The sequence below is a fragment of the Pseudoduganella rivuli genome (assembly GCF_009674485.1).
In the GTDB taxonomy this organism is placed as follows: Bacteria; Pseudomonadota; Gammaproteobacteria; order Burkholderiales; family Burkholderiaceae_D; genus Rugamonas; species Rugamonas rivuli_B.
In genome coordinates this window covers 386,956-411,498 of the sequence record NZ_WKJJ01000003.1, presented here as the reverse complement: position 1 = coordinate 411,498, position 24,543 = coordinate 386,956, and the positions used below count along the sequence as shown (strand labels likewise).

General features: G+C 54.0%; 22 protein-coding genes. 20 read left to right on the top strand and 2 right to left on the bottom strand.

Annotated elements, in window-relative coordinates:
* The first annotated feature begins 400 nt into the window (after positions 1-400).
* The 17 genes from GJ700_RS06700 to GJ700_RS35270 all read left to right on the top strand — a co-directional run bounded on the left by GJ700_RS06700 (position 401) and on the right by GJ700_RS35270 (position 19,353).
* Positions 401-1,213 (top strand): hypothetical protein, encoded by an 813-nt coding sequence (locus tag GJ700_RS06700; protein WP_154371868.1) that lies wholly within the window; start codon positions 401-403, stop codon positions 1,211-1,213.
* A 109-nt stretch (positions 1,214-1,322) separates the two neighbouring features.
* Positions 1,323-2,453, top strand: a complete 1,131-nt coding sequence (locus tag GJ700_RS06695) for a DUF4214 domain-containing protein (protein WP_154371867.1) — start codon at positions 1,323-1,325, stop codon at positions 2,451-2,453.
* Between the two features lie 11 nt (positions 2,454-2,464).
* Positions 2,465-4,501 carry a glycosyltransferase family 2 protein gene (locus tag GJ700_RS06690; RefSeq protein ID WP_154371866.1) on the top strand — a complete coding sequence of 679 codons (2,037 nt, stop codon included), beginning with the start codon at positions 2,465-2,467 and terminating at the stop codon, positions 4,499-4,501.
* Positions 4,502-4,503: 2 nt separating this feature from the next.
* Positions 4,504-6,939 (top strand): glycosyltransferase, encoded by a 2,436-nt coding sequence (locus GJ700_RS06685; RefSeq protein WP_195763802.1) that lies wholly within the window; start codon positions 4,504-4,506, stop codon positions 6,937-6,939.
* 18 nt (positions 6,940-6,957) lie between these two features.
* Entirely contained in the window at positions 6,958-7,578 is a 621-nt protein-coding gene (locus GJ700_RS06680) for a class I SAM-dependent methyltransferase (RefSeq protein WP_371867852.1), read from the top strand.
* On the top strand, positions 7,575-8,777 hold the full coding sequence (locus GJ700_RS06675) for a glycosyltransferase (protein ID WP_154371864.1): 1,203 nt from the start codon (positions 7,575-7,577) through the stop codon (positions 8,775-8,777). The genes GJ700_RS06680 and GJ700_RS06675 overlap by 4 nt, the downstream gene beginning before the upstream one ends.
* Positions 8,778-8,825: 48 nt before the next feature.
* Positions 8,826-9,653 (top strand): phytanoyl-CoA dioxygenase family protein, encoded by an 828-nt coding sequence (locus GJ700_RS06670; RefSeq protein ID WP_154371863.1) that lies wholly within the window; start codon positions 8,826-8,828, stop codon positions 9,651-9,653.
* Positions 9,654-9,671: 18 nt separating this feature from the next.
* Entirely contained in the window at positions 9,672-11,594 is a 1,923-nt protein-coding gene (locus GJ700_RS06665; RefSeq protein ID WP_154371862.1) for a glycosyltransferase family 61 protein, read from the top strand.
* A 12-nt stretch (positions 11,595-11,606) separates the two neighbouring features.
* The gene (locus tag GJ700_RS06660; protein WP_154371861.1) at positions 11,607-12,524 is read left to right on the top strand and encodes a sulfotransferase family protein; all 918 of its coding nucleotides are present in this window, start codon (positions 11,607-11,609) and stop codon (positions 12,522-12,524) included.
* A 4-nt stretch (positions 12,525-12,528) separates the two neighbouring features.
* Positions 12,529-13,890: a GTPase Era family protein gene (locus GJ700_RS06655; RefSeq protein WP_154371860.1), complete on the top strand. Its 1,362-nt coding sequence runs from the start codon at positions 12,529-12,531 to the stop codon at positions 13,888-13,890.
* Positions 13,891-13,912: 22 nt separating this feature from the next.
* Entirely contained in the window at positions 13,913-14,662 is a 750-nt protein-coding gene (locus tag GJ700_RS06650; protein ID WP_154371859.1) for a class I SAM-dependent methyltransferase, read from the top strand.
* Positions 14,663-14,664: 2 nt separating this feature from the next.
* The gene (locus tag GJ700_RS06645; RefSeq protein WP_154371858.1) at positions 14,665-15,342 is read left to right on the top strand and encodes an acetyltransferase; all 678 of its coding nucleotides are present in this window, start codon (positions 14,665-14,667) and stop codon (positions 15,340-15,342) included.
* A 5-nt stretch (positions 15,343-15,347) separates the two neighbouring features.
* The gene (locus tag GJ700_RS06640; protein WP_154371857.1) at positions 15,348-16,274 is read left to right on the top strand and encodes a glycoside hydrolase family protein; all 927 of its coding nucleotides are present in this window, start codon (positions 15,348-15,350) and stop codon (positions 16,272-16,274) included.
* Positions 16,271-17,248 carry a GNAT family N-acetyltransferase gene (locus GJ700_RS06635; RefSeq protein ID WP_154371856.1) on the top strand — a complete coding sequence of 326 codons (978 nt, stop codon included), beginning with the start codon at positions 16,271-16,273 and terminating at the stop codon, positions 17,246-17,248. Before GJ700_RS06640 ends, GJ700_RS06635 begins: the two co-directional genes overlap by 4 nt.
* Complete coding sequence (locus GJ700_RS06630; RefSeq protein ID WP_154371855.1) at positions 17,235-17,651, top strand: sugar 3,4-ketoisomerase; 417 nt, start codon at positions 17,235-17,237, stop codon at positions 17,649-17,651. Before GJ700_RS06635 ends, GJ700_RS06630 begins: the two co-directional genes overlap by 14 nt.
* Complete coding sequence (locus tag GJ700_RS06625; RefSeq protein WP_154371854.1) at positions 17,648-18,742, top strand: DegT/DnrJ/EryC1/StrS family aminotransferase; 1,095 nt, start codon at positions 17,648-17,650, stop codon at positions 18,740-18,742. Before GJ700_RS06630 ends, GJ700_RS06625 begins: the two co-directional genes overlap by 4 nt.
* A gap of 65 nt (positions 18,743-18,807) precedes the next feature.
* Positions 18,808-19,353, top strand: coding sequence for a cupin domain-containing protein (locus tag GJ700_RS35270; RefSeq protein WP_154371853.1), 546 nt, complete (start codon positions 18,808-18,810; stop codon positions 19,351-19,353).
* A gap of 61 nt (positions 19,354-19,414) precedes the next feature.
* On the opposite strand, the gene cysC is transcribed toward GJ700_RS35270, so the two are convergent.
* Complete coding sequence (gene cysC / locus GJ700_RS06615) at positions 19,415-20,077, bottom strand: adenylyl-sulfate kinase (RefSeq protein ID WP_229506838.1); 663 nt, start codon at positions 20,075-20,077, stop codon at positions 19,415-19,417.
* A gap of 146 nt (positions 20,078-20,223) precedes the next feature.
* On the opposite strand from cysC, the gene GJ700_RS06610 reads away from it, so the two are divergent.
* The 3 genes from GJ700_RS06610 to GJ700_RS06600 all read left to right on the top strand — a co-directional run bounded on the left by GJ700_RS06610 (position 20,224) and on the right by GJ700_RS06600 (position 23,770).
* Positions 20,224-21,600 (top strand): FAD/NAD(P)-binding protein, encoded by a 1,377-nt coding sequence (locus tag GJ700_RS06610; RefSeq protein WP_154371852.1) that lies wholly within the window; start codon positions 20,224-20,226, stop codon positions 21,598-21,600.
* An 80-nt stretch (positions 21,601-21,680) separates the two neighbouring features.
* On the top strand, positions 21,681-22,724 hold the full coding sequence (locus tag GJ700_RS06605; protein WP_154371851.1) for a phytanoyl-CoA dioxygenase family protein: 1,044 nt from the start codon (positions 21,681-21,683) through the stop codon (positions 22,722-22,724).
* Positions 22,725-22,726: 2 nt separating this feature from the next.
* The gene (locus tag GJ700_RS06600; RefSeq protein WP_154371850.1) at positions 22,727-23,770 is read left to right on the top strand and encodes a phytanoyl-CoA dioxygenase family protein; all 1,044 of its coding nucleotides are present in this window, start codon (positions 22,727-22,729) and stop codon (positions 23,768-23,770) included.
* A 29-nt stretch (positions 23,771-23,799) separates the two neighbouring features.
* Here GJ700_RS06600 and GJ700_RS06595 read toward each other — a convergent pair whose 3' ends face one another.
* Positions 23,800-24,516, bottom strand: a complete 717-nt coding sequence (locus GJ700_RS06595) for a pseudouridine synthase (RefSeq protein WP_154371849.1) — start codon at positions 24,514-24,516, stop codon at positions 23,800-23,802.
* Between the last annotated feature and the right edge of the window lie 27 nt (positions 24,517-24,543).

Genomic DNA, 24,543 nt, shown 5'->3' with positions numbered 1-24,543 from the left:
ATTTATCCTCGGACGCACCAAGAATTACATAAAAGACATTACTTTATTCTATCTAGCAATTGCATAAACATGGTGAAACATGCTACAGTGCAACATACGTGTAACCCGTAAATCCAAGGCGCTTTCTGCGCTGTCGCAACGAAAAATGCTCTGAGGCGATGTCATTTAGCGCTGCTGTGCGCCATACGGGTTCCTCGCCGTGGTTTTTACGTGAATAAATCACAAGTTGTGATATTCATCACAGGAACATTTGCCACTTATCAATTAGCATATTTAGAATACTTACCGTCCGTCCATATTCGAACACTGCAAACACAGGCTCATGGAAATAACGAATTCAGTCGTACTGTTACAACCAGGTATCTACATTTTGCGGCACCCCAAAGGCGGGCAGCCGCCGATGACTGTTTCCCGCGCCCCGGGCAATCCTGAAAACAATGGCCGTATTGAAGCGATCTGGACCAAGGGCACCATGGGCGCCACGCTGCGTGACGGCAGCGACTGTATCGTGATGCATGTGCAGGATGCACCGGCGGAATTGCTGGTTAGCGCCTTCATGGCGCAGGCTGGCGTAACGGCGCCGACGCTACGTATCGACAAGATCGGCCTGGATGAACCGGAACAGCGGGTAGCACCAGTCCCGTCTGCCCCTTCGTTTACACCTGCACAGGCCGCGGCGCCTGTGGCCCCTGTCTCCCTTCCGGCAGATCAACCTATCCGTATCAGCAACGAAGGCTTGTCGCTGATTGGCCACATTGAACGCATAGGCGATGCAGTGGCATCAGAAGGGCAATTCCTCGGCGATCCGGGCAGCGGGTTGCGGCTGGAAGGCTTCCAGGCCATGTGGCCAACCCATCCAAAGGAAGTTGACCTGGCTTACAGTGTGACGCTGGAAGGCCTGGGCGCCACCGAAACTGTGACGACTGGCCAGTTTTGCGGCAGTAAAGGCGAATCGCGCCGCGTGACGGAAGTGACGTTCACGCTGGTGGGTGCCAATGCGCACAAGTTTGAGTTGAATGGCGTCGCCCACTTCTCCGGCGGTTTTAGCGTACCGATCACATCCGGCCTACCTGCCAGCGGCCCCAGTGGACTTGAACACTTGACGGCAATAAAGCTTAGCGTAGATATTGCTCAACTGAACCAGCAACAGCCACCAAATCCTTGGGACCAGTCACCACGCACCAAAGTATTCAAAGCCAAACGCAACAAATAGCCTTAGCAGCAACACCTGTGTGTGTAGGACTTACGCGGTCGGTTCCAATCTCCGCCTATCGGAGTGTGGCCGGCCGACCAACGTAGTTCCAATTTGAAAGGAGAAGTAAATGTACGAAACATCAACCACTACGGTGGTAGGCTCTTTGCAGAGCAGCAATAATCCGGCGTTCCAGGATCAGACCACTGTCAATGAAATTATTGCGCTGACCTCGCCTGTCACCGGTGGTGTTCCTGACACCACCGTCGTCATCCAGCAAACCACCCTGAGCGAGGGCTCTTCCGCGCCGGCACCAGCTGCTGGCACCGAAATCACAGTGCTGACCGTGACTGAAACAGCGACCTCTGGCGATGCGGTTGTCATTGGCCCTACGGCAACCAAGAACGTGCCGGTGGTAATCATCCAGGGTACGGCTAAAGTCGACGTCACCCTGAATGATGGCGCCACTACTGGCGGTCCTGCCGTTACGGCTACCGCTGCCGGCGCCGATGCGCCAGTGATCGGCGCCCAGCGCGTTGTTGTGGCAGGTGCGGGCGAATCGAAGTTCACGATCGCTGACGCCAAGAACACCAAGCTGAGCCTTGGCACCGGCAACAGCACTGTCGTCACCGGCCACGGTGTTGACACCGTGGTCGCAGGTTTGGGTAACAGCACCATCACCGGCGGCAACAGCGATTACTCCGTGGTTAAACTGGCTGGCACCGCATCGAACTACACCGTTGCAGCCGGCACGAGCGATGTCGTAGTAACCGACAAGATCACCGGCGTGACCACGAAGATCGAGAAGATCCAGTACGTGGAAGTTGCTGGCGGCGACGCCCTGGTCTTCGCGAAGACCGCAACCGAAGCATCGATCGCAACCTTGTTCGAAGTAGCCCTCGGCCGCACCGCTGACGCAGCCGGCCTGGATTACTACTACGACCTGGCGAAAGATGGCGCAACCCTGAGCCAGATCGCCAACGCTCTGGTGAAATCGGCCGAGTTCGGTCCACGTGCCCTGCTGGATGACACCGCCTTCATCAACAGCCTGTATCAGAACACCTTCGGCCGTAACGGCGACTCCGGTGGCATGACTTACTGGCTGGGAGCGATGCACGACCACGGCATCAGCCGTGCGGACATCATCCGTTCGTTCGCCGAGATTCACACGCTGAACATGCAAGGTACGCACTCTCCTGGCGCAACGGCACTGGAAGCAACCCTGGTCGGCAACGTCACGATCGTCTCGGGCATCATCTAAGCAACTCTTTTATGATGCACCTACAAGGGGGGATCCCCCCCTTTTTCTTGTCTTGCTCCCCTCGACTGCGCGCCGATGCACTATTATCACGCGCAGTCGAGGCATTCAAAGCCGGCCACCATGCCGATGCGCTGATTGCCGTGGAATACCTGTGCCGCCTCTATCCCGAGCAGCACGTTCCGGCAATGCTGCGTGCCAAAGTTCTTGAAACTTCCCGTCCCGAATTGAGCGCCAAGGCCTGGTACCAGGCGTGGAAGAGTGCGCCCGACCTGCCCATGCTGCAGGACGCCATGCTGCGCTGCTGGCTTGCCACAGGCGCAGTAGACAGTGTGCGCATGCTGGGTCCAGCTTTCCTGCCGGCGCGGTGCCGCACCGCCTCGCATACGCCACTATTATCGATACTGCGTGAAGCTGGTGTCACCACCGTTGGGGCATGCTGGAAAGCAGACGATGCCATCGAGGGAATGCTGTTCGCTCCCGCCGGCGGCCCGGCCACGATGCGCGTACTGCTGTCCGACGAAACCAGGCAATATCAACTGGACGTGCCGGCGAACGGCCAGCGCTTCCGCATCAATTACCCGCATCCGGGTGTGTGGTCACTGGCATTCGATACTGGTGCAACAGCGCAACTGCTGCAAGGTTCGCCGCTGGTCTTCGACGCCCAGCTCACCGACCGTGCACAACAACCTGCTTCGCCAAGACATCAGGCAAACGCCGTGACCGCGGAGCGCGCGATCGACGTCATCATCCCCGTATACGGCGATGAAACCCGCACCCGCGCCTGTATTGCCAGCGTGATGGCCAGCATGCAGCACAACCGCGCCGCCGCCCGTATCGTCGTGGTGGATGACGCCAGTCCGGAACCTGCGCTGTCCCGCTGGCTCGACGCCCAGGCAGCGGCTGGGCATATCGTCCTGCTGCGTAATTCACGCAACCTCGGGTTTATTGAAACCTGTAACCGCGCGATGCGCCTGCAGCCAGAACACGACGTCATGCTGCTCAATGCCGACACGCTGGTACATGGCGACTGGCTGGACCGCCTGCGTGCAACGCTGTACAGCGCGCCCGACATCGCTACTGCCACGCCATGGTCCAACAACGGCGAAATCAGCAGCTTCCCCACCATTGCCATGGCTGCCCGCGGCCCGCTGCCGGACCAGCTGGCGCGCCTGGACCGGACAGCGGCTGCGCTGCGCAACAGCGGCGCAATCGAAGATATGGAATTGCCGACGTGCTGCGGCTTTGCCATGATGATTCGCCGCACCGTGCTGGACCAGGTAGGCTTGCTGGACGGCGTGCACCTGGTACGCGGCTATGGTGAAGAAGTCGACTGGTGCCTGCGCGCCGCCACCGCCGGTTACCGCCACCTGCTGGCCACAGGCGTGTTTGTCGCCCACACGGGCACCGTGTCATTCCGCTTCGAAAAGACACTGCGCGTACGTGAAAACCGTGCGGTGCTGGCTGCCCGTTATCCAACTTACCATACGTTATATGCCAGCTACCTGATGGAGGATCCGCTGGAGCCTGCCCGCACCGCGCTCCGTTCAGCACTGGAACAACAACAATGCGACTGGCTGGCGGCTGCCGTGAAATTGCAGGAAGGCGCACAGGAAATTGCCCGGCCCGTACCGGCTGCGCTGCGCTCATCGTGCGTCCGCATCGGTGTGTGGCAGCATCGCCAGCATCATCCACATGCCAGCAAAGTGCTCGCACTGGCGCGGCTCATCGCCAGCCGCCCCGACATCAACGTGCGCCTGTTGATTATTGGCGAAGCCACTGAAGCACTGTGGCATACCGGCGTGACCGATGTCCTGCCATCCGGACTATGGGACGAAACCGCGCTCCTCACTGACGCCGCCATCAGCGGCCTGGCAGGGTGCGCAGCGTTGTTGGTTCAACACGATTTGATAACCCCCTTACAAGTACCGCGCGTGGAACTGGACGATGAGTTCATGCCCGATGTATGGTTGAACAATTGGTTGGCGCAACATGAAGCGCCGACCACTCGCACCAACAAGCCCAACCTGAAAGAGACCGTAGCAGTATGAAAATGGAAACACTCCCTGCCCCGCGCAAAACCCGCGCGAAGGCAGTGAAGGCGGCACCAGGTTCCGACAAGCGCTGGACCGGCGCACTCGAAGGTATGCACCGCGGCCTGGTTTATGGCTGGGTGCTCGATATCAAACAACCTGAGCAACGGGTAGTCCTGGAAGTATTGCGCGATGGCGATGCCATCGGCACGGTTACAGCCGATATTGCACGTGGCGACCTGGCGGATACCTTTGCGAGTGTTTTACCAGCCGGGACTGTCACCGATGTTTGCCACGGCTTCATCGCCGACCTTGGCATTATCAAACCGGGGCATCAAGGCGTGGTCACGATGCGCATCGCCAACACTGATGCGCTCCTTCCTGGCCATGTTGAACTGGCCTCCTCCACTAAACCACCTGTTGCCGCGCGCAGTGCCGTGTTCAGCGACGGTGCGTTGCGTCTGCACGGCTGGGCCATCGATAACCGTGATGAGCGCCGCAAAGTAACGGTACGTGCGTATGAAGGCGAACAATTACTTGCTGAAACCCTTGCCGACATCACCCATCCTGCTACGCGCGCATACGAAGTCAATGACCACGGCTTTATCCTGAACCTGCCGATCAAGCTTGGCGATGGCCTCAGCCACACGGTGCGCGTAGTCGACGACCGGGGCAATCAGTTGAATGGCAGCCCATTGACCGTGTGCTGCTACGCGCAGGGTGTCAAAGCGCTATTGCCAGACGATACAGGTGTGCTGGGCTCGGCAATTGACGGCTACGAACGTGTGCTGCCGCGCAGCCTGGCGATGCACCATTACCGCGAATGGCATGCGCAGTTTGAAACTCCGGGCAGCGTACCGCCGCTGCCTGACGCCCTGGCAGCCCTGAAAGTCGGAATCCTGGTCCATGGCGGCCAGCAAGGCGACCAAGCCGCTGCCGCACGTACACTGGCCAGCTTGCAACAGCAATCACATCCACTGACGCACGTATTCGCATTGGAACCAGGTGTGCCTGATCAGCAGCGGGCGCTGCACGCGATGCTACAGGCAGCGCTGATTGCACGCTGCGATATCATCGCCTGTGTGCGCAACGGCGACACGCTGGCGCCACATGCGGTGACGGCCGCCCTGCACGGTTTTGCCGATGCGGCAACGCAACTGGTGTACACCGACAGTGAGCGTGCTGGCCGCCCGTGGTTCAAACCTGCGTGGAACCCGGAATACGCACTGGCCAGCGACTATCCGCTGGACCTGGTATTTGCGCGCGCCCCGGCAGTGGCTGCGCTACCGGTTGAGACCCGTGCCAACGCGGCACTGCTGGTCTGGTCCCTGCTCGCAGCACAATGGGAAGCCGCACAGCAAACTGTTGTGCATGTTCCGCGCGTGCTGCTGCAGAGCGATACGCCGCTGTCCGCGCAAGAACAGCAGCAGCGTTACGAAGCGGCCACTACCGTGCTGGGCCAGGTTGACACGAAAGCCGCGTTGCAACCACTGGCTGGCCCGGGTGACGCCGGCTTTATTCCCCGCCGGATAGTGCGGGCACTGGGCAAGCGGGACAGGCAGCGCAGCGTCAGCCTGATCATTCCTACGCGGGACCATGTGGAGTTGCTGGAACGCTGTATCAGCACCATCCAGCAACATACCAAGTGGGAAAACCTGGAAATTATCGTCATCGATAATGACTCCGCCCTGCCGAAAACCAAGGCGTATTTCCGCAAGATCAGCAAACAAGGGGTGCGGATCCTGCCTGCGCCAGGTCCGTTCAACTTTGCAACGCTGAACAATGCCGCAGTGGACGCGGCCACCGGGGAGATCGTCGGCCTGATCAACAATGACATCGAAGCGATGCACGACGGCTGGCTCGAGGAAATCGTCAGCCACCTGCTGCAACCGGGTGTCGGCGCCGTCGGTGCCAAGCTGTTGTGGCCAAACGGCATGGTGCAGCATGGAGGCGTACTGATGGGTGTCGGCAACGTGGCAGGACACTTCGGCAACCGCCTTGCCGAGCGCGACTGGGGCGACCATGGCCGCAACCAGTTGTTGCAGCAAGTAAGCGGTGTTACCGCTGCGTGCCTGTTCCTGCGCAAAAGCGATTACCTGGCCGTTGGCGGCATGAATGGCGTCGCGTTCCCCGTGGCATTTAATGATGTTGACCTCTGCCTGAAACTGCGTACCGCGGGCAAGTCCATTATCTGGACGCCTTACGCCACCATGTTGCATGCAGAGTCAGCCAGCAGGGGAACGGATGACAGCCCCCAAAAGAGTTTGCGCGCCCAGCGTGAAATCGACCAGTTACGCACCAGCTGGGGCTATTTGCTTCAGCATGATCCCGCCTACCATCCGAGCCTGAACCTGGATGCATACAGCCACGCATTTGGTGGCCTGGCACTGCCGCCGCGTGATCGCGCGCCTCGCCAGGCTGGTTTCCCGGTACAGGTTCAGGACAGCGTACTTTAAGCTTCATTAGGTGAAATAGTGCAACCAGCGAAGTCTACCAAGGGCCCATTACTGGACCTGCTGCATGTCGGCTGCGGGCAAAAAAGGCCCGAACGCCTGCCTGCCTGCTTCCGTACGCCGGCATGGAACGAAATCCGGTTTGATATTGATTCTGCCGTTGAACCAGACATTATTGGCAGTATCACTGATCTCAGCTTGATCGGAGATGCGACGATGGATGCAATCTGGTCATCACACAATCTGGAACATTTGAACTCATTCGAGGTGCCGCTGGCGCTTGCCGAATTCCGGCGCGTGCTGAAGCCCAATGGATTTGCACTCATCAGCGTCCCGGACTTGCGCGCAGTCGCCAGGCATATTGTGACAGGTCAACTGGACAAGCCGCTTTACCACTCGGCGGCCGGCCCCATCACGGCCATCGACATTGTGTATGGTCACCAATTATCACTGCAGCACGGCAATGACTTCATGGGCCACCGGACAGGCTTCACCGCCGACTCCCTGGGCCAAGCCCTATGTGAATCCGGCTTTCCGGAAGTGCGGGTGCATACCGGCTCCAACTGGGACCTCTGGGCTGTCGCCTTGATGCCGGAAACCAGCGAAGAGGTGTTTCAACATTTGTCCGGAGTGATGCAATGAACATCCTGTTCATCCATCAAAATTTTCCCGGACAATTTCTCCATCTGGCAGCTGATCTTGCATCCGATCCGCGCAACAAGGTCGTTGCGCTGACAAGCTGTATCAATCCTGCGCCTGCGGGCGTGATCTTGCGCCCCTACACGCTACTGCGGGCACCGGCACAGGAAACGCATTTCTTGTTGCAAGAGCAAGAAAGCCATATATTGCGTGCTGAAGCGTGTGCTGCCGCAGCACTACAACTCAAACATGACGGCTTTACGCCTGACATTATTATTGCCCATCCCGGCTGGGGAGAGGCCTTATTCCTAAAAGAAGTTTTCCCGAACTCGAAGCTGGTAATTTATTGCGAATATTACTATGCGGAATACGGTCAGGACGTTCACTTTGATCCAGCGCAGCCTAAGCTGACATTTGCACAGCGTTGTAAGCTGCGGTTGAAAAATACGACAAATCTGTTAAGCCTGGAAATTGCAGACGTCGCCATTTCACCCACACGCTGGCAGAAAAGCACTTATCCGTCCTGGGCACAGTCCAAGATCACTGTTATCCATGACGGAATTGATCAGGACCGGTTGAAATTCAATTCCGAAGCCAACCTGCAAGTTCAAAAAGCTGGCACGGGAGTGATACGTTTCCGGCCTGGCGATGAAGTATTGAGTTATGTTGCACGCAATCTCGAGCCAGTCCGCGGCTTCCAGGTATTCATGCGTTCGCTGCCGCACGTCCTTCGCCAGCGCCCCAATGCCCATGCCGTCATTATCGGCGGCAGCAATATCAGTTATGGCGCATGCGCACCGAGCGGAAAAAGCTGGCAAGAGCATATGATCGCAGAAGTTGGCAGCCAATTGGATATGCGGCGCGTACATTTCCTCGGAAATACCTCGTATGGCACCTATCTGGACGTGTTAAGCATCAGCCGCGTGCATACGTATTGGACAGTACCTTTCGTACTTTCATGGTCATTTCTCGAAGCCGCTATCGCGGGAATGCCCGTTATTGCTTCAGCCACACCTCCAGTGCAAGAATTTTCGGACGAACTGGATGTCCAGGAAATCGATTTTTTTGACCACCTCGGCTTTAGCGACGCTATTGTCGAACATTTGTCATCCGGGCCAAGACCAAGAGAAACCAAAGCGATTTCAAGATGCATGCTGTCCGATTGCGTAAATGCCCAAAAGAAACTGCTAGCTACCCTTTAACTTCAGTAACCTTCACCTCCCTACACTCGTCACTAAGGAAGCACTGATATGAGTCAAACTAATATACCGGATGACATCAAAGTTCATGGTGTTTATGAGCGGACTGTCAATAAAGACTGGATGGACCCTCATATCGAAGAATTGCAACGTGACGGGTTTACTGTCGTTCGTGGCGCTTTAAATAGCGAACAGTTGAACCAAACTCGGGAAGGGCTGGACTATCTTTACGATTTCCAATTGAAAGAGTTTGGCGAGGAAAACCTTGCAGCGATCAAAGATAAATACATCGTCCGTTCTATGCTGGCATATGATGATTTCTTCCTTGATCATATCGCCCTTAATTCAAAAGTACTCCCTATTATCAAGAAGGTATTGGGAACCAACATCAGCTTATCATCCCAGGTAGGGATCATGAGCCCTCCGAACGACATCCTTTATCAAACGGCATGGCATCGGGAATTGCAGTATCAGCACTTCACCAGCTCCCGTCCAATTGCGCTGCAGACATTAATTTGTGTTGACCCGTTCAACGCCACGACTGGCGGCACTTTCTTCTTGCCTGGTTCGCATTTGCATGAGCCGTTCCCGTCGAACGAATACATCCGAAAGAACGAAATTCAGATTATTGCAGATCCTGGCGATGTAGTTGTTTTCAACGCACTCACTTACCATCGTGCTGGCGTAAATTGCTCACAGTCGGTCCGGCGAGCCATCAATAACTTGTACACGCTTCCTATTATTCAGCAACAAATCAACATATCGCGCATGCTGAATGGAAAGCACAAAGATGACCCGTTCCTTGCCGGCCTGCTTGGCTACCGCTGGGAAACAGCAGACTCTGTATTAGCTTGGCGCAACGCGCATTTGAAAAAATAACATAAGAAATGTACAAACATGCTTAAAAATCTCTTCTCTGCCGCAAGCTACTCCGAGAGCGAAAAGGCTTCAATCACGAAGATCCTTTCTTTCGACGAAAAGGAATACCTTGATAAATATCCAGACGTCGCCGAGGCCGGTGTCAATGCGCTGGACCATTTTCTTGAACTAGGGATGCACGAGGGACGCTTCCCTTGGTCTTTGGCTGACGAGCGCGAGTCATCCGTCACCAACAATAATAGAACATTTACGTTCGCCGAACTTATCGGGTTTGATTCGACCTTCTACAGTGCAAAATATCCGGACGTTCCGTCAAACCAACTGCATCATTTCTTCCGGCATGGCATGGCTGAAACCCGCCAGCCATTTAATTTCCATGACAACCTGGTTTCCGAAGGGCTGACATGGAAGGCAATCGAAAACGCCGGCCTGGAAATCGAACGGTCGCTGGATCAACAATTGTTCATCGAAATCGAGCAGGCAAGCGGCTTGATCAATGAACTGCTTGACGTTGCGACAAACAAGCGGACGCATCCCAAGACATATCGAAACAACTTTTGGCTGGCGCTGGCCATTGGCTTTCTCTCAAGGAAAGAGTATGGCGCCGCGACTCTGTGCTACAACTATTTCTTCAACTATTTCTTGCCGATGCCATTGCTGGGCAATTACAGCAATGGCATATATATCGCCGGAAAGCGCCGCACCCTTGCCGAGTACACAAAGCAAAATGCCATTCCGACCCGGCAATTGGCCACTGCGCGTACGGTCACGGTCAACGACCCGGTATTCTTAAACAGGAAAAATCCTCCCGCAACGCCGGAAGTTCACGAACTTCCTCGTCCGATCTATACCGTCCTTCAAGATGTCAACGTCATTGGCGGGAACAGCATTATTATTGCCGGGCCACACGATTTCATTTACGACTATATTGATGCCGACACCGAGCGCCAGTCCGAATTCAAAGGTCCGAGTTTGCTGCATGTCAGCAACGACAGTTGCAGCATAAAGTATTGCCCTACCGACATTTATGTCCAGGAGGCCTTTTCGCTACTTCACGACCATGGCCACAATTACTTCCACTGGATGATTGAGGTCTTGCCTCGATATTTGTTAGCCCGTCGCAATGGATTAGCCAAAGACGTCACGCTATTGATTGATGAGCAAATTGGCCGCTTGCAGGAAGATGTACTGCTCCAGGTTGCCGGGAAAGACGTCAAACTCGTCAAAGTGCCGCGTAATTCTTCAATACGTGTTGGCCGCCTGCACTGCGTGACGGACTTGTCCGTGAACACCGTCCACACGCTGGATTTGCCATTGAAGTCTGACATCCTAATTTCTCCAACGGCAATTGAATTGCTCAGGGAGGTTGGGCAGCCCTTCAATGTCAGCGGCATCAGCAAGTTCGAGAAACTGCACATAGTGCGTCACAACGTCGAATTCCGTCGTTTGTCCAACCGGAACGTGATGCGGACGATGTTGGCAAACAATGGCTATTGGGGCTTCGATCCAGGCTCCGCCACGTTTGAAAACCAGGTACGGGTGTTCTCAAATGCAAAAATCGTAATTGCCGAAGCAGGTGCCGCATTGGCGAACATGGTATTTTGCCAACCAAACAGTACTATTTGTGTGCTGGTCAACGGGTACAAGAACAGCAATTACTACTACATTGTCGAGATGGCTGATGCGCTTGGCATCAATCTGGTCTTCTTTGAATGCCTCAGGCTTGTTGGAACGCATGCCTTGGGCGTCCATGACGATATGCTGGTTCATGTCGGGTTACTGGAAGAGAAATTAGCCGAAATTATGGCTGAGAAAACGCGTCAAGCGGATACCGCCATTGGCCATCTAAAAGCGGTGGCAGTTTCAGACACCAGGAAAAAAACAAAAAAGAATAACTTATCCCAGAAAAAAGTTATCACATTACCCGTAGCCATCAAGTAATAAGAGAAATTTATGAAACGAGTTTTTATTGGCGGTATGGGTCGCTCAGGCACGACCATTACGCTGAACGCGTTATATCGCCACGGTGAGCTGGCTGCCGTTCCTATTGAAACAAAGTTTCTCGTAGAGGCGGACGGCTTTTCTGAACTGGCCAATGCGCTGACTTCAAACTTTTCGACCGCCGTCGCCCCGCTGGCGATCGAACGTTTTAAGAATCTCATGCTTAACCTGGTTACAGGAAAGGAGCCTTCGCCATTTAGCGAAATGCATGACTTGGCGCCGAACTTTTTCCCGCATTATGAAACAGCCGTACAGGAGCTTTGTTCCAATTTTGTTTCGCGCGTTCGTTTCGATCGGGAAGAACTGCTGATCCCTATGCGGCGCTTCGTCGAGATCACTTTTGATGATCTGGCATTGCAAGCCGAAAAAACTGGCTGGGTCGAAAAAACGCCGGCGAATCTTTGGCGAATCGATTTCTTACGCGAGCTTTTTCCAGATTCCTATTTTGTTCATCTTATCCGCGATCCGCGACTTATCTTTTTATCGCTGCTGGAAAAGAATTGGCTACCTCGTGACCTGAAAATCTCGGTCCCACAATTCCGGGATATGGCAGATGCGCTGGTAGCGCAGCGTCGCAAACTTCAAGAACTGCCCAACTATATCGAAATTCACCTCGAAAGCTTGGAATGCGCGTTAGCGGACACATTGCAGGGATTGGCGTTTGACCTCGGATTAAATCCTTTCACGGATGAGGCTATTGTCGGTGTTGGGGATGCAATGAAGAAATACAATGAGTCCAAACCCGATGATGAGAATGCGATTCGATTCACTCTGGAAGAGGCAACTTGGATTAATCAGCAACTGCAGTCATCGGTGTCCGAACTGGCCTACCCGAACGACTTCCCATTAGTTGCAATGAAGCAAGGATAACATCATGTTTGACAACATCACTGAAATCATTTCCGAGCAGCAGAACTTACTGCGCCGAGATAATATTGAGGAATTTCTCGAACGCATGTTTCGCTTATTCCTTGAACTGAGCAATGCTCCGCAACTGCGCGGCAAACAAATTAACTCCGGCATATTTGATGAACTCTGCCAGGCAGCAGGGCAAACCTCGGCATTCGAGCTATATCAGCAATTCCAACCCGCCGAAGACGTGCCCTACAATGTCATACTCGTTACCGAATTGACAGTACAAGGCGGTCACGTGGAAATCATCAAAGATATTCTTCGCAACAGCAAGCTCCCGGTAATTTTGCTGGTGACTAATATTCACAATAAAAAAGATCCTATTCTGCGAACGATTTCTGAGGAGTGCGACTTTTCCGAGACCGTTCTTATTGAAGATAATCGCCTGCTTGAGAAACTGCGCTTGACGCAAAGTGTCATTAATCACCCGAAAGTCCATCGCGTATATCTGCTGTCGCATCCATACGACTCGGTCGCGATCGCAGCGATTACGCCATCAATTGCCAAAAAGGCACTTTTCCTGCACCATTGTGACCATACCCCTTGCCTGGGAAGTCATCTCGTTGGCGTCGAGCATTTGGATTTGCATAATATCGGCTTCAGCCGTTGCCGCCACGAGCATAACTTAACGAATAATCGCTATTTGTGCTTAACGTCCGCTGGCGAAGACATCAAGCCCAAGAGGACAAATTTCTCGAAGCCGGTCTTCACTTCCGCAACTTGTGGCAGTATTCATAAGTTGCAAAATATGGATTATCACCTGTCATATAAAGACCAGATTGTCCAAGTATTAAAAAACAAAAAAGGCATCCACTATCATATCGGATATTTGCCAGGCGACTTCCTGAGCGGAATGGCAAATTTGCTTGAAATGCATGGCATCGAAGAAAATCAGTTTTGCTACCTTGGTGAAGCACCAGGACTGGCCACAATATTGAGCACGCTGGATGTCGACCTTTACATTCCTACGATGCCGCTATCTGGTGGCAAGGCCTTGGTTGACGCTATGGCTGCTGGCGTCCCAATTTTATTACATCAGCATGCGCGGGACCGTATCTGGGGCAGCATCGACCTGGTTTATCCCGAAGCACCGACTTGGCGCGACCTGAAAGAAATGAATGCCATTCTCGATCAGTTTGACGAGCGTTATTGGCAGCAGCAGTCCAAGGCAAGTCGTGCATACTTCGAACGCTTCCATAACAATAAAATGTTCTCGGAACAACTGGAACGCGCTGGTCTCGACATCAACGCTGTAGATATTCCACCGCTAAAACCGTACCGACCTGACATTGGTGCTTTCCTTCACTTTGCTCGCAACTCCTGAATAGCTGTTATACGAGGACACCATGGCTGAAAAGATTGATTTCGACAAGCTCAACTTTGAAAAATTTCGTGAGCTTGCTCTCAATGACGACTTGAGCGCTCATGAAAAGGTTGGCTTTCCCAACTCCTATCGAGAAGATAAGGAACCCCTCATCTTCGCCGATATGGTTAAGAAACTGACCTCGCTCGAAGGAAAAGGAAAGACGATTCTGGAAATCGGGCCCGGATGCAGCCGGCTGCCTGCGATGCTTGCCGACCTGTGCCAGGAGCGGCAACATGAAGTGCTGTTTGTGGACAGTACCGAGATGCTGGCCTTGCTGCCGGACGGCCCTCACATCAAGAAAATTCCCGGACGTTACCCGCAGGTTCCATCCCTGTTCGAAAGCTATACCGGCAAGGTCGACGTAATCATCGCCTACAGCGTCATTCAGTACGTATTTGCGGAAGGGAATTTGTGGGACTTCATGGATCAGTCCATGAATTTACTCCGCGACGGCGGAGAAATATTCTTTGGCGACGTGCCAAATATCACGATGCGAAAACGGTTCTTTTCCAGCGCAGCAGGAATCGCGTGCCACCAAGCTTACACCGGAACCGATCAATTGCCAACCGTGGTATTTAACCAACTCGAGCCCGGCCAAATGGACGATACGGTAGTATTGTCCATGTTGGCACGGGCCCGGTCGCAAGGTTTTCATGCATGGGTATTGCCACAAAGTTTGGACTTGCCGATGGGAAATAGGCGTGAAGATATCTTAATTAGAAAGCCATAATCATGAAAACAAAAAAACTCATTATAGTTGGCGCCTCTGGTTTCGCGGAAATCGCTCATGAATATTTTGATGCAGACACCGAATACGAAGTCGTCGCTTATGCAGTAGAGGAAGAGTTTTTAAAAACTGACACGTTGAACGGCTTGCCGGTTGTGGCCTTCGAAACGATGCACCAGCGCTTTGCTCCACAGGAGCATTCTGTTTTCGTAGCGGCAACTTACACTCAACTGAACAGATTACGTGCCAGGCTGGCTGCCGCGTCCAAAGAAAAGGGTTACGCACTTGCTTCGTATATTAGCCCAAGAGCGTTCATTTGGCGCAATGTGGAATTAGGTGAGCATTGCTTTATTTTTGAAGACAACACGGTCCAGCCTTTTGTCAAAGTCGGCAATAATGTCGTGATGTGGAGCGGGAATCACATCGGCCATCATTCAAAAATCAAGGATAACTGCTTTATTTCGTCCCACGTGGTAATTTCCGGTTTTTGTGACATTGGTGAAAATAGTTTCCTTGGCGTTAACTGCACGATTATCAATAACATCGAGATCGCGAAGGACAATTGGATCGGCCCGGCTGTCACCATTACGCACAATACTGATGTGGCGGCTTTCTTCAAGCCGGCGAAGCACGAACCTGCCTCTGTAAATACTTATCGCTTCCTGCGCATTAAGGAGGAGTAGGCTTCATGGAATGGAAGAAGTTAGGAGTGGTTTACTCTCCTGATGGGAGTGTGCCTTGGGCAAGCTCCCATGCAATGATACCGACTCCCATCCAGTTAAATGATGACGTCATTCGGATTTTCACGACGTTCTGTGACGCGCAGGGGATCGGCCGGCCCGGTTACGTCGACGTATCTACGGCCGATCCAACCAAAGTTTTGGAAGTTTCCTCGCAGCCTCTGATGGATATCGGGAGACCCGGCACCTTTGACGAGAATGGCGTACTTTGCTGCTCCGTGGTACCGATGCCGGGTAATCAGCTCTATATGTACTATGCTGGCTTTGAGCTCGGTACCAAGATCCGATATCGCTTGCTTACTGGGCTTGCCATTAGTACTGATGGCGGCCGTAGTTTCCGGCGCCATGCCGAGGTGCCGGTTCTTGAACGGTCCGATGGTGAGTTGTTTATTCGCGGTGGACCGTACGGTATGGCAGAAGGCGACATGGTCAGGATGTGGTATGTCGGTGGCAGTGAATGGATTGATCTGAACGGCAAATCAATGCCGGTGTACGATATTCGTTATATTGAGTCACCAGACGGTAAAGTTTTCGGCCCTGCCGGCGAAGTGCAACTCAGTATCACAGAACCGGATGAACACGGTTTCGGTCGGCCGTGCGTCATTACCAAACCGGGTGGCGGCTATCGCATGTTTTACTCGGTACGTCGGCGTTCGTTCGCTGCATATCGCTTGGGTTATGCTGAGTCCTCGGACGGGAAAAACTGGGTTCGAATGGATGACCAAATGAATTTGGATGTGAGCGCCGAGGGATTTGATTCGGACGCCATTATGTATGCTGCTCCCATCCAAATTTCAGATAAATTGTACGTTTTTTATAATGGGAACGATTTTGGGAAAGCCGGTTTCGCCGTTGCCGTATTGGAGCACGAATGAGTTATTCCATTCGCCCTTTTTCTGACGGCGATGCGGCTGCATGGGACTTGTTCTGCGACAACTCCCTGCAAGCCACGTTTTTGCACACTAGAAAATTTCTTTCATATCATGGCACGCGTTTCGAGGACCAGTCACTGATAATTGAAGAAGATGGAAAATGCTTGGGTTTGCTGCCTGCCGCCCGCCATCCGTCTGACCGAACAACCGTGGTCAGCCACCCGGGCAGCACCTATGGCGGCATTGTTCACCAAGGCGCATTGCGAGGCGAACGGATGCTGATGGCGTTGCGCGCCATCATCCAATATTATCGAGATGCTGGTTACTCGAATTTTTCCTACAAGGCTGTGCCGACCTTTTATCATTCGGTTCCGGCGCAAGACGACCTTTATGCTTTCCATCGCTTGAATGTTAGCCGCTCTCGTTGCGATATCAGTAGCACGATCGAGTTGACCTCCAGACTGCCCATCAGCAGTCGTCGCCATCGAAGTTTAAAAAAGGCTATTAGCAATAACCTGACGCTGAGCGCTGAACTATGCCACCTGCCGGCGTTATGGGCGGTCTTGGCGGACAACTTGGCGCGCAAGCACGGCACAAAACCTGTGCATGCCCTTGCCGAGATCGAATGGCTTATCGACCGCTGTCCGGACAATATTCGTATTTGCTGCGCATTGGCCGATAACCAGGTGGTTGCCGGGGTGGTTTTGTTCATATCAAAGACCACGTGGCATGCCCAGTATATTGCGTCTAGCGAACAGGGTTATGAATTAAATAGTCTGGACCTTATCTTTTCCCACTGCATTGAATTGGCCCAATCGTCAGGGAAGCGTTATTTTGATTTCGGCATCAGTACTGAAAGCAATGGCAACATATTAAATGAGGGACTGTTTTGTTTCAAATCAGAATTTGGTGCCGGCAGTACCGTTCATGAATTTTTCAATATAAACCTGAGAGAGGCTCATCATGGCATTGAGTGACTGCAAAATCATCGAACTTCCCCGCATTCCTGACCAGCGCGGGAACTTGACCTTCGTGGAAGGTGGGCGTCATATTCCATTTGACCTGAAACGGGTTTATTACCTCTACGATGTTCCAGGAGGCGCAACCAGGGCAGCTCATGGCCATAAAGAGTTGCACCAATTGATGATCGCGATGTCTGGAAGTTTCGACGTGCGTCTGGATGATGGCAAAGAGAAAAGAACGTATCACATGAATCGCTCTTATTATGGCCTCTATATTCCGCCCATGATGTGGCGAGATTTGGATAATTTCTCTTCCGGCGCGGTATGCATGGTATTGGCTTCGGATTACTACTGCGAAAATGATTACTTCCGGGATTACGACGCCTTTTTGAAGGCTGCAAACAAAGGAAATCTATGAAGGTGCCTTTTTTAGATTTAACGACAACGCATCTGGAAATCCAAGATGAATTAAGTGCCGCGTTGCAACGAGTAATTCATTCAGGCTGGTTAATTGCAGGGCAAGAATTATCCAGCTTCGAGAAAGAATTTGCGGAATCATGCGGTGTCAAACATTGCATTGGCGTCGCGAATGGGCTCGATGCCTTGTTTTTATTATTGCAAGCCTATGGAATAGGGCCTGCAGATGAGGTTCTTGTTCCGTCAAATACCTTCATCGCCACCTGGCTCGCTGTCAGTCGCTGCGGCGCCACACCAGTACCTGTGGAACCACTGGACGGAACATATAATATTAACCCGGCAGCCATCAAAGCTGCGATAACCACGAAGACCCGGGCGATTATGCCTGTGCACTTGTATGGGCAAGTCGCAGATATGGACCCTATTAATGAAATCGCGCGCGAGCATGGGTTAATTGTTATTGAAGATGCAGCACAGGCCCAAGGAGCTGAATATCGAGGGAGACGTGCCGGCGGCTTGGCTCACGGCGCTGCAACCAGCTTCTATCCAGGAAAAAATTTGGGGGCGCTTGGAGATGGCGGTGCTGTATTGACTAACGACCCGGAAATTGCGGCCAAGATAAAGCGTCTGCGCAACTACGGCTCGGAGGTCAAATACCAACATGATGAAATCGGTTGCAACTCTCGACTGGATGAATTGCAAGCGGCGTTTCTTCGAATTAAGTTATCCAAACTGGACAGCTATAACGCGCGGCGCCGGGAAATCGCAGCAGCCTATAACCATGGCTTGGCCAATTTGCCGATCACGTTACCGGAAGTTCCCGAGTGGGCGTTGCCTGTATGGCACTTGTACGTAATACGCTGCGCCAATCGTGATCAGCTCCAGCAAAAACTGGCTGAGCGAGGTATTGGCACCATGGTGCACTATCCTATCCCCCCGCATCGCCAAAAATGCTATGAAGCTTTCTCGCATTATAATATGCCAATCGCTGAAAGCATGGCTGCCGAGTTGCTAAGCTTGCCTATGTCACCGACGATGTCTGATGAACAGGTCGCTTTTGTGATTGATTCCGTTCGTGCAGTATTGCGATAACTGATTGCGCGGGCGGCACTTCATGCAATACTTTCCTGCAGTACTTTTCTAAAAGGATCATTGCTGTGCCGCTCCCCGCATTCAAACCGACGCGCCAACAGATAAACAGTTACATCGCACGATACCAGACTATTCGAGGCGCTACGCGCCCTGACGGAATCAATGTCGCGAAGCCGGTGCTGGGTTTCCTGGAATCAGAAGATGAGAAATGGATATCTGCCGAGAAGCAGAACGAGATACCTGCCATTGTGCAGGCGGCCGGTTTTTTTGTTTATTTTGTTGAATGTGTCCCGGGCAGCGGCTGTGCGATGCATAACCATGACTCCACAGAAACCTTCATTATTTTGGAGGGAACGTGGAAAGTCCTCTGGGACGGAGAGTCTGGCGTCGATCATACCATATTGAACAAATATGACACGATGAGTTTCCCGGAAGGCGTCGTCAGGCAATTTATCAATATCGCAGCCGATGAAGGTAAAACCGCAGGCATTTTGTTAGCTATCGTAGAAGGAAATCAGCCATTCGCCGAACGTTGCGAAGAATTGCACGCTAAGCAAGAGCAAGCTCATTTACAAGAAACTTCAGGCGGGGAAAATTCAGTGGAATGCTGAACAAGCACTCCTTGCCCATCACGTTCTCAGGACATATTGCAGGGCATTTCCCGGAGTACCTTCATTGTACTGGCTCCGCCAGGCTCACAATGCCGCGTGCCTGCAACAACGCCACCACAACATCAACGGATTCCTCGAGCGAGAGTACGGAAGTTTCCACCACGAGGCAGGACGAACGCGGTGGCTCATACGGCGACGAAATACCGGTGAAATGTGCAATTTCTCCCGCTCGCGCGCGCTTGTATAATCCTTTGACATCCCGTTCCTCACACACTTCCAGCGGACATTGGCAGTAGATTTCAATAAAGTCACCTGCCCCAACCAGATTGCGCACGCGGTCGCGGTCGTCTTCGAAAGGGGAAATGAATGCAGTCAATACCACAATTCCCGCTTCGACAAACAGTTTGGCGGCTTCCCCGACACGCCGGATGTTCTCTGAACGTGCCTCATCGGAAAACCCCAGGTCTGCGCACAAACCGTGGCGGACGTTATCGCCGTCCAGCACAAACGTCCTACAGTTTTCCTGGTGCAAGCGCTCTTCGACAGCGTGTGCCAAAGTGGACTTGCCTGAGCCAGATAACCCGGTAAACCAGACAAGCGCGCCCTTATGTCCATTGAGCTTTTCGCGTCGTGCGCGGGTGACAGTCGCATGGTGCCATATAGTGTTGCTGGATTTCATATGTTGGGTACGCAGATCATGAGAGTAAGAATTACGATCAATCATGATGACATAGTTGTTTATTTCCCACTAGAAGATAAGTGTTTCACCTATATTAAAAACAACTAATCTTCAGGCTATCCATCCACTTCGTGCAAGGGGCTGTCATAATATAATTCGAAAAAGTAATAAGCATATTCACAAAGGGCATAATGAAAACCGTTCTCATTGTCGGTGCCGGGTTTTCCGGCGCAGTCACCGCCGCCCGGTTGCTGCAGCAACAGCAAAACGGTTCACTACGCATTCTCCTCGCAAATGGCAGCGGCCGCGTCGCACGGGGCATGGCATACGGCACCCAGAGCCCTGACCACACGCTGAACGTCCCTGCCGGCAATATGAGCGCCTTTGATGACCTTCCCAACCATTTCCTGGACTTCGCACGTATGCGCGATCCCGGCATCCACGCCGGCAGCTTTGTCTCGCGCAGTATTTACGGCGACTACCTCGAGTGGCTGCTGGAACAGGCGGAACGACAGGCGCAACCCGGCACCAAACTGGAGCGCCTGTATCAGCATGTGAACCGGATTGTCCCCAATGGCTCGTCCGCCATGGTGACACTGGAATGTGGAGAAACGATGCAGGTCGACAAAGTTGTGCTTGCGCTCGGACACTTTCCTTCTGCCAATCCCCGCATCGCCGACATGACTTTCTACGGCAGCTCGCGCTATATCCGCGATCCGTGGGATACGGTAAGGCTGGAAAACATTGCCCCGGACGACCCAGTCTTGTTGCTGGGAACCGGGCTTACCGCGGTGGACATTGCCATGACCTTGTTACATCGCAATCCCAAGCGCCCGGTCACAGCGGTGTCGCGGCGCGGGCTGTTGCCACAACATCACCGGCACGGCGCCCATCCGCCCATCGCAAATCAAATGCCGTCGACGATCTGGGGCAATGCTTCAACTGTAAGGGAACAATTCCGCGGCTTTCGCCATTACAGCAAACAACTCGCCCTGGAACAGCGTGACTGGCGTGAAGCAATGGCGCTGCTGCGCCCCGTCACTGCGGACATCTGGCTCACTTACACGGAAAAGGAACGCAGGCGCTTCCTGCGCCACGTACAACCGTATTGGGATACGCACCGCCACCGGTTGGCGCCAGCAGTCTTCGAGCGCTTTGACAGTGCAAGAAAAACAGGTGTGATCCGCACTCTGGCTGCCCGCTTGCGCGGTTTCGATGAAAGCAACAGTGGCATCACCGCCACTGTCCAGCTACGCGGTGCCGCGGAAAACACCAACCTGCGTACCGCATGGGTCATCAACTGTACTGGTCCGTGTGCAAATCCCCATGGCACTGGCAATACACTGGTGAATCAATTGCTTGAAGACGGCCATATCCGCGCGGACAAACTTGGACTGGGATTGGAAATAGGACCTGACTGCGCTGTGATCAACAAGCAAAATCAGGCTTCGGATGTTATTTTTTATATAGGTCCATGGCTGAAAGCCAATTACTGGGAAGCCACGGCAGTTCCCGACCTGCGCCGCTTCGCCAGCGCATTGGGAAACCGGCTCCTGGCGCCTGAATAATCCAGTAGAAAACACCTCTCGCGAAGAGTCGCCGAACACAGTTACAATACAGAACGATTAATGATTTACTACGCCTCTCCATGAAGAATCTCCTGCCCGGCGTCCCTCACGTCGAGTCCCCTTTCTTCCAGCAAATCTTCAGCGATCCGGCTATCGATGACGACACCCGCCGCATAGCGCTGGAACTGGCAATCAAGGGCTATGCAGTCCTCGATTTCCCCGATCCGGAATTCGATGGCAAGGCCGAAGCGATCAAGACCGACTTGCGCCCGCACTATGACCTGGAAGGCTGGCAACAAAGTGGTCACCAACAAGGCATCAGTTTGCGCGTCCAGGATGCATGGGAATTCAATGACCATGTCAAAAGTATTGCATGCAACCCGCAGATCCTGGACTTGCTGAGCAAACTGTACGGCCGCAAGGCCTGGCCATTCCAGACTCTGAACTTCCCTGTCGGCACGCAACAACATATCCATACGGATTCCATCCACTTCAGCTCCAGCCCGGAACGCTTCATGTGCGGCGTGTGGGTAGCGATGGAAGACATTAACGACGAAAACGGCCCGCTGGTGTATTACCCTGGCAGTCACCGCTGGCCGATCTATACAAATGAACACATCGGCCGCTGCGTGGCGCTGATGGAAGGAACGCCGACGCAGGGCCTGTATGAAGAAATGTGGCGCGCGCTGGTAGAGTCGCATGGCGCACAACCCGAGTATTTCCATGCCAGGAAGGGCCAGGCGTTGATCTGGGCCGCCAACCTGATGCATGGCGGATCACGCCAGGTCGATCCGGCGCGTACCCGCTGGTCGCAAGTGACGCATTACTATTTCGACGATTGTTCATATTACACGCCGATGGCATCGGACCCGTTTTACGGCAAGATTGACTTCCGCAAACTGGTCGACATCGGCACGGGCGAAGAAAAGCGCCATCACTATGCCGGTCACCCGGTGCCGCAAGGGTTCGTCGAAACGTGCTCGGGCCAGGGCGGCCACCAATGGGATGATTTCGATGGCGAGCTGTACCTTGCCGCCAACCCCGATGTAGCGGATGGTGGCTGGAACCCCGCCGAGCATTATCTGAAGTACGGCCGCAAAGAGAAGCGCCGCCTGCGTCCGTGACCATGGAGCACTTGCTGCCCGGCGTTCCGCTGGTGGAGTCGCCATTCTTCCGTCGGATATTCGACGATCCGGCGATTCATCCCACCGTGCGCAGCGTCGCGCACAGCCTTGCCACGCAGGGTTTCGCGCTGATCGAATTCCCTGACGCCGATTTCAGCCGCAAGGCGGAGTCGGTGAAGGCGGCGCTCGGCAACCGTTTCGATTTCGACGCCTGGCGCGCCCACGGGCATCGCGAAGGGGTCAGCTTGCGGGTACGCGATGCATGGCAGTTCAACCAGGATGTGCGTAATATCGCCGGTAACCCCGCCATCCTGGCCTTGCTGGGCCAACTGTACGGCCGGCGCGCACGGCCATTCCAGACCTTGAATTTCCCGGTCGGCACGCAGCAACACGTCCATTCGGACACCGTGCACTTTCACTCCAACCCCGAGCGCTTCATGTGCGGCGTGTGGGTGGCCATGGACGATGTCGACGAAAACAATGGGCCGCTGATGTACTACCCCGGCAGCCACCGCTGGCCCGTCTATACGAACGAGCATATCGGCCAATGTTCGGCGGACCGCGAAGATTTGCCGACCCAGGCGTTATATGAACCCATGTGGCGTGCATTGGTGGAGGAGCACGGCGTACAGCCGCAAATCTTCCATGCGAAAAAGGGGCAGGCGCTGATCTGGGCCGCCAACCTGTTGCATGGCGGTGCGCCGCAGCTCGACGCGATGCGTACCCGGTGGTCGCAAGTCACCCATTATTTCTTCGATGACTGTGCGTATTACGTCCCGATGATGTCGGATCCGTTTTACGGCAGTATCGCGTTCCGCCACCTGACTGACATCGCCACCGGCGAACCGATGCCGCACCGGTATGCCGGACGGGCGGTTCCTGCATCATTCCTGGAAAGCAGCGTGCCGCCGAACATGCGATGGATGGCGGATTTTGACGGGGCGCTTTACCTGGCGGCCAATCCCGATGTGGCTGCGTCAGGGATTGGGGCGATGGAGCATTACTGGTTGCATGGGCGGCGGGAAGGACGCAAGTTGCGGCCGTGACCCACCACGCATGGCACGCCGGGACCGATTTATACCGGCGCCAGCAGCGCCAACTGTTCCTCATTCAAATAACACCACTCCCCTTCCTGCAGTCCCAGCGACGCCAGCTCCAGCCCGCCGATCGCCGAGCGGTGCAGTGCGCTGCAATGGTTGCCGGCGGCGGCCAGCATGCGCTTGACCTGGTGGTATTTGCCCTGCTCCAGCACGATCTCCAGCAAATGCTCGCCCTTTTGCTCGCACACCAGCGCCGCCAGCGGCGCCGGTTCGTCATGCAATTGCACACCGGACAGTAGCTGGGCCACCAGCTCCGGCGTCACCGGTTCGGCCGTGGTGGCTTGGTATACCTTGGGCACGTGGCGCTTCGGCGAGGATTGCGCATGAATGAACGGGCCATCATCGGACATCAACAACAGCCCCGTGGTGTCATGGTCGAGACGGCCAACCGGCTGCACGTCGCGCCAGGTGAACTGTTCCGGCAACAACGTCAACACGCCCGGATGATGGCTGGGCTTGCGTGAACATTCGTAATTGGCGGGTTTATACAGCGCAAGATAAACGTGCTCGCGGACGACCCACTCTTCATCGAACACGGACAGCACCAGGCCGTCGGTTTCCAGGGTTTCCTTGTAATTGTCATGGACTTCGCCAGCAATGCTGACTTCGCCATCTTCGATAAGGGCACGGCAATACTTGCGGGTGCCAAAGCCCTGCGATTGCAGGATGCGGTCTAAAGATAATTTACTCATTCGCGAGACTTTACCAGATGCATCTTC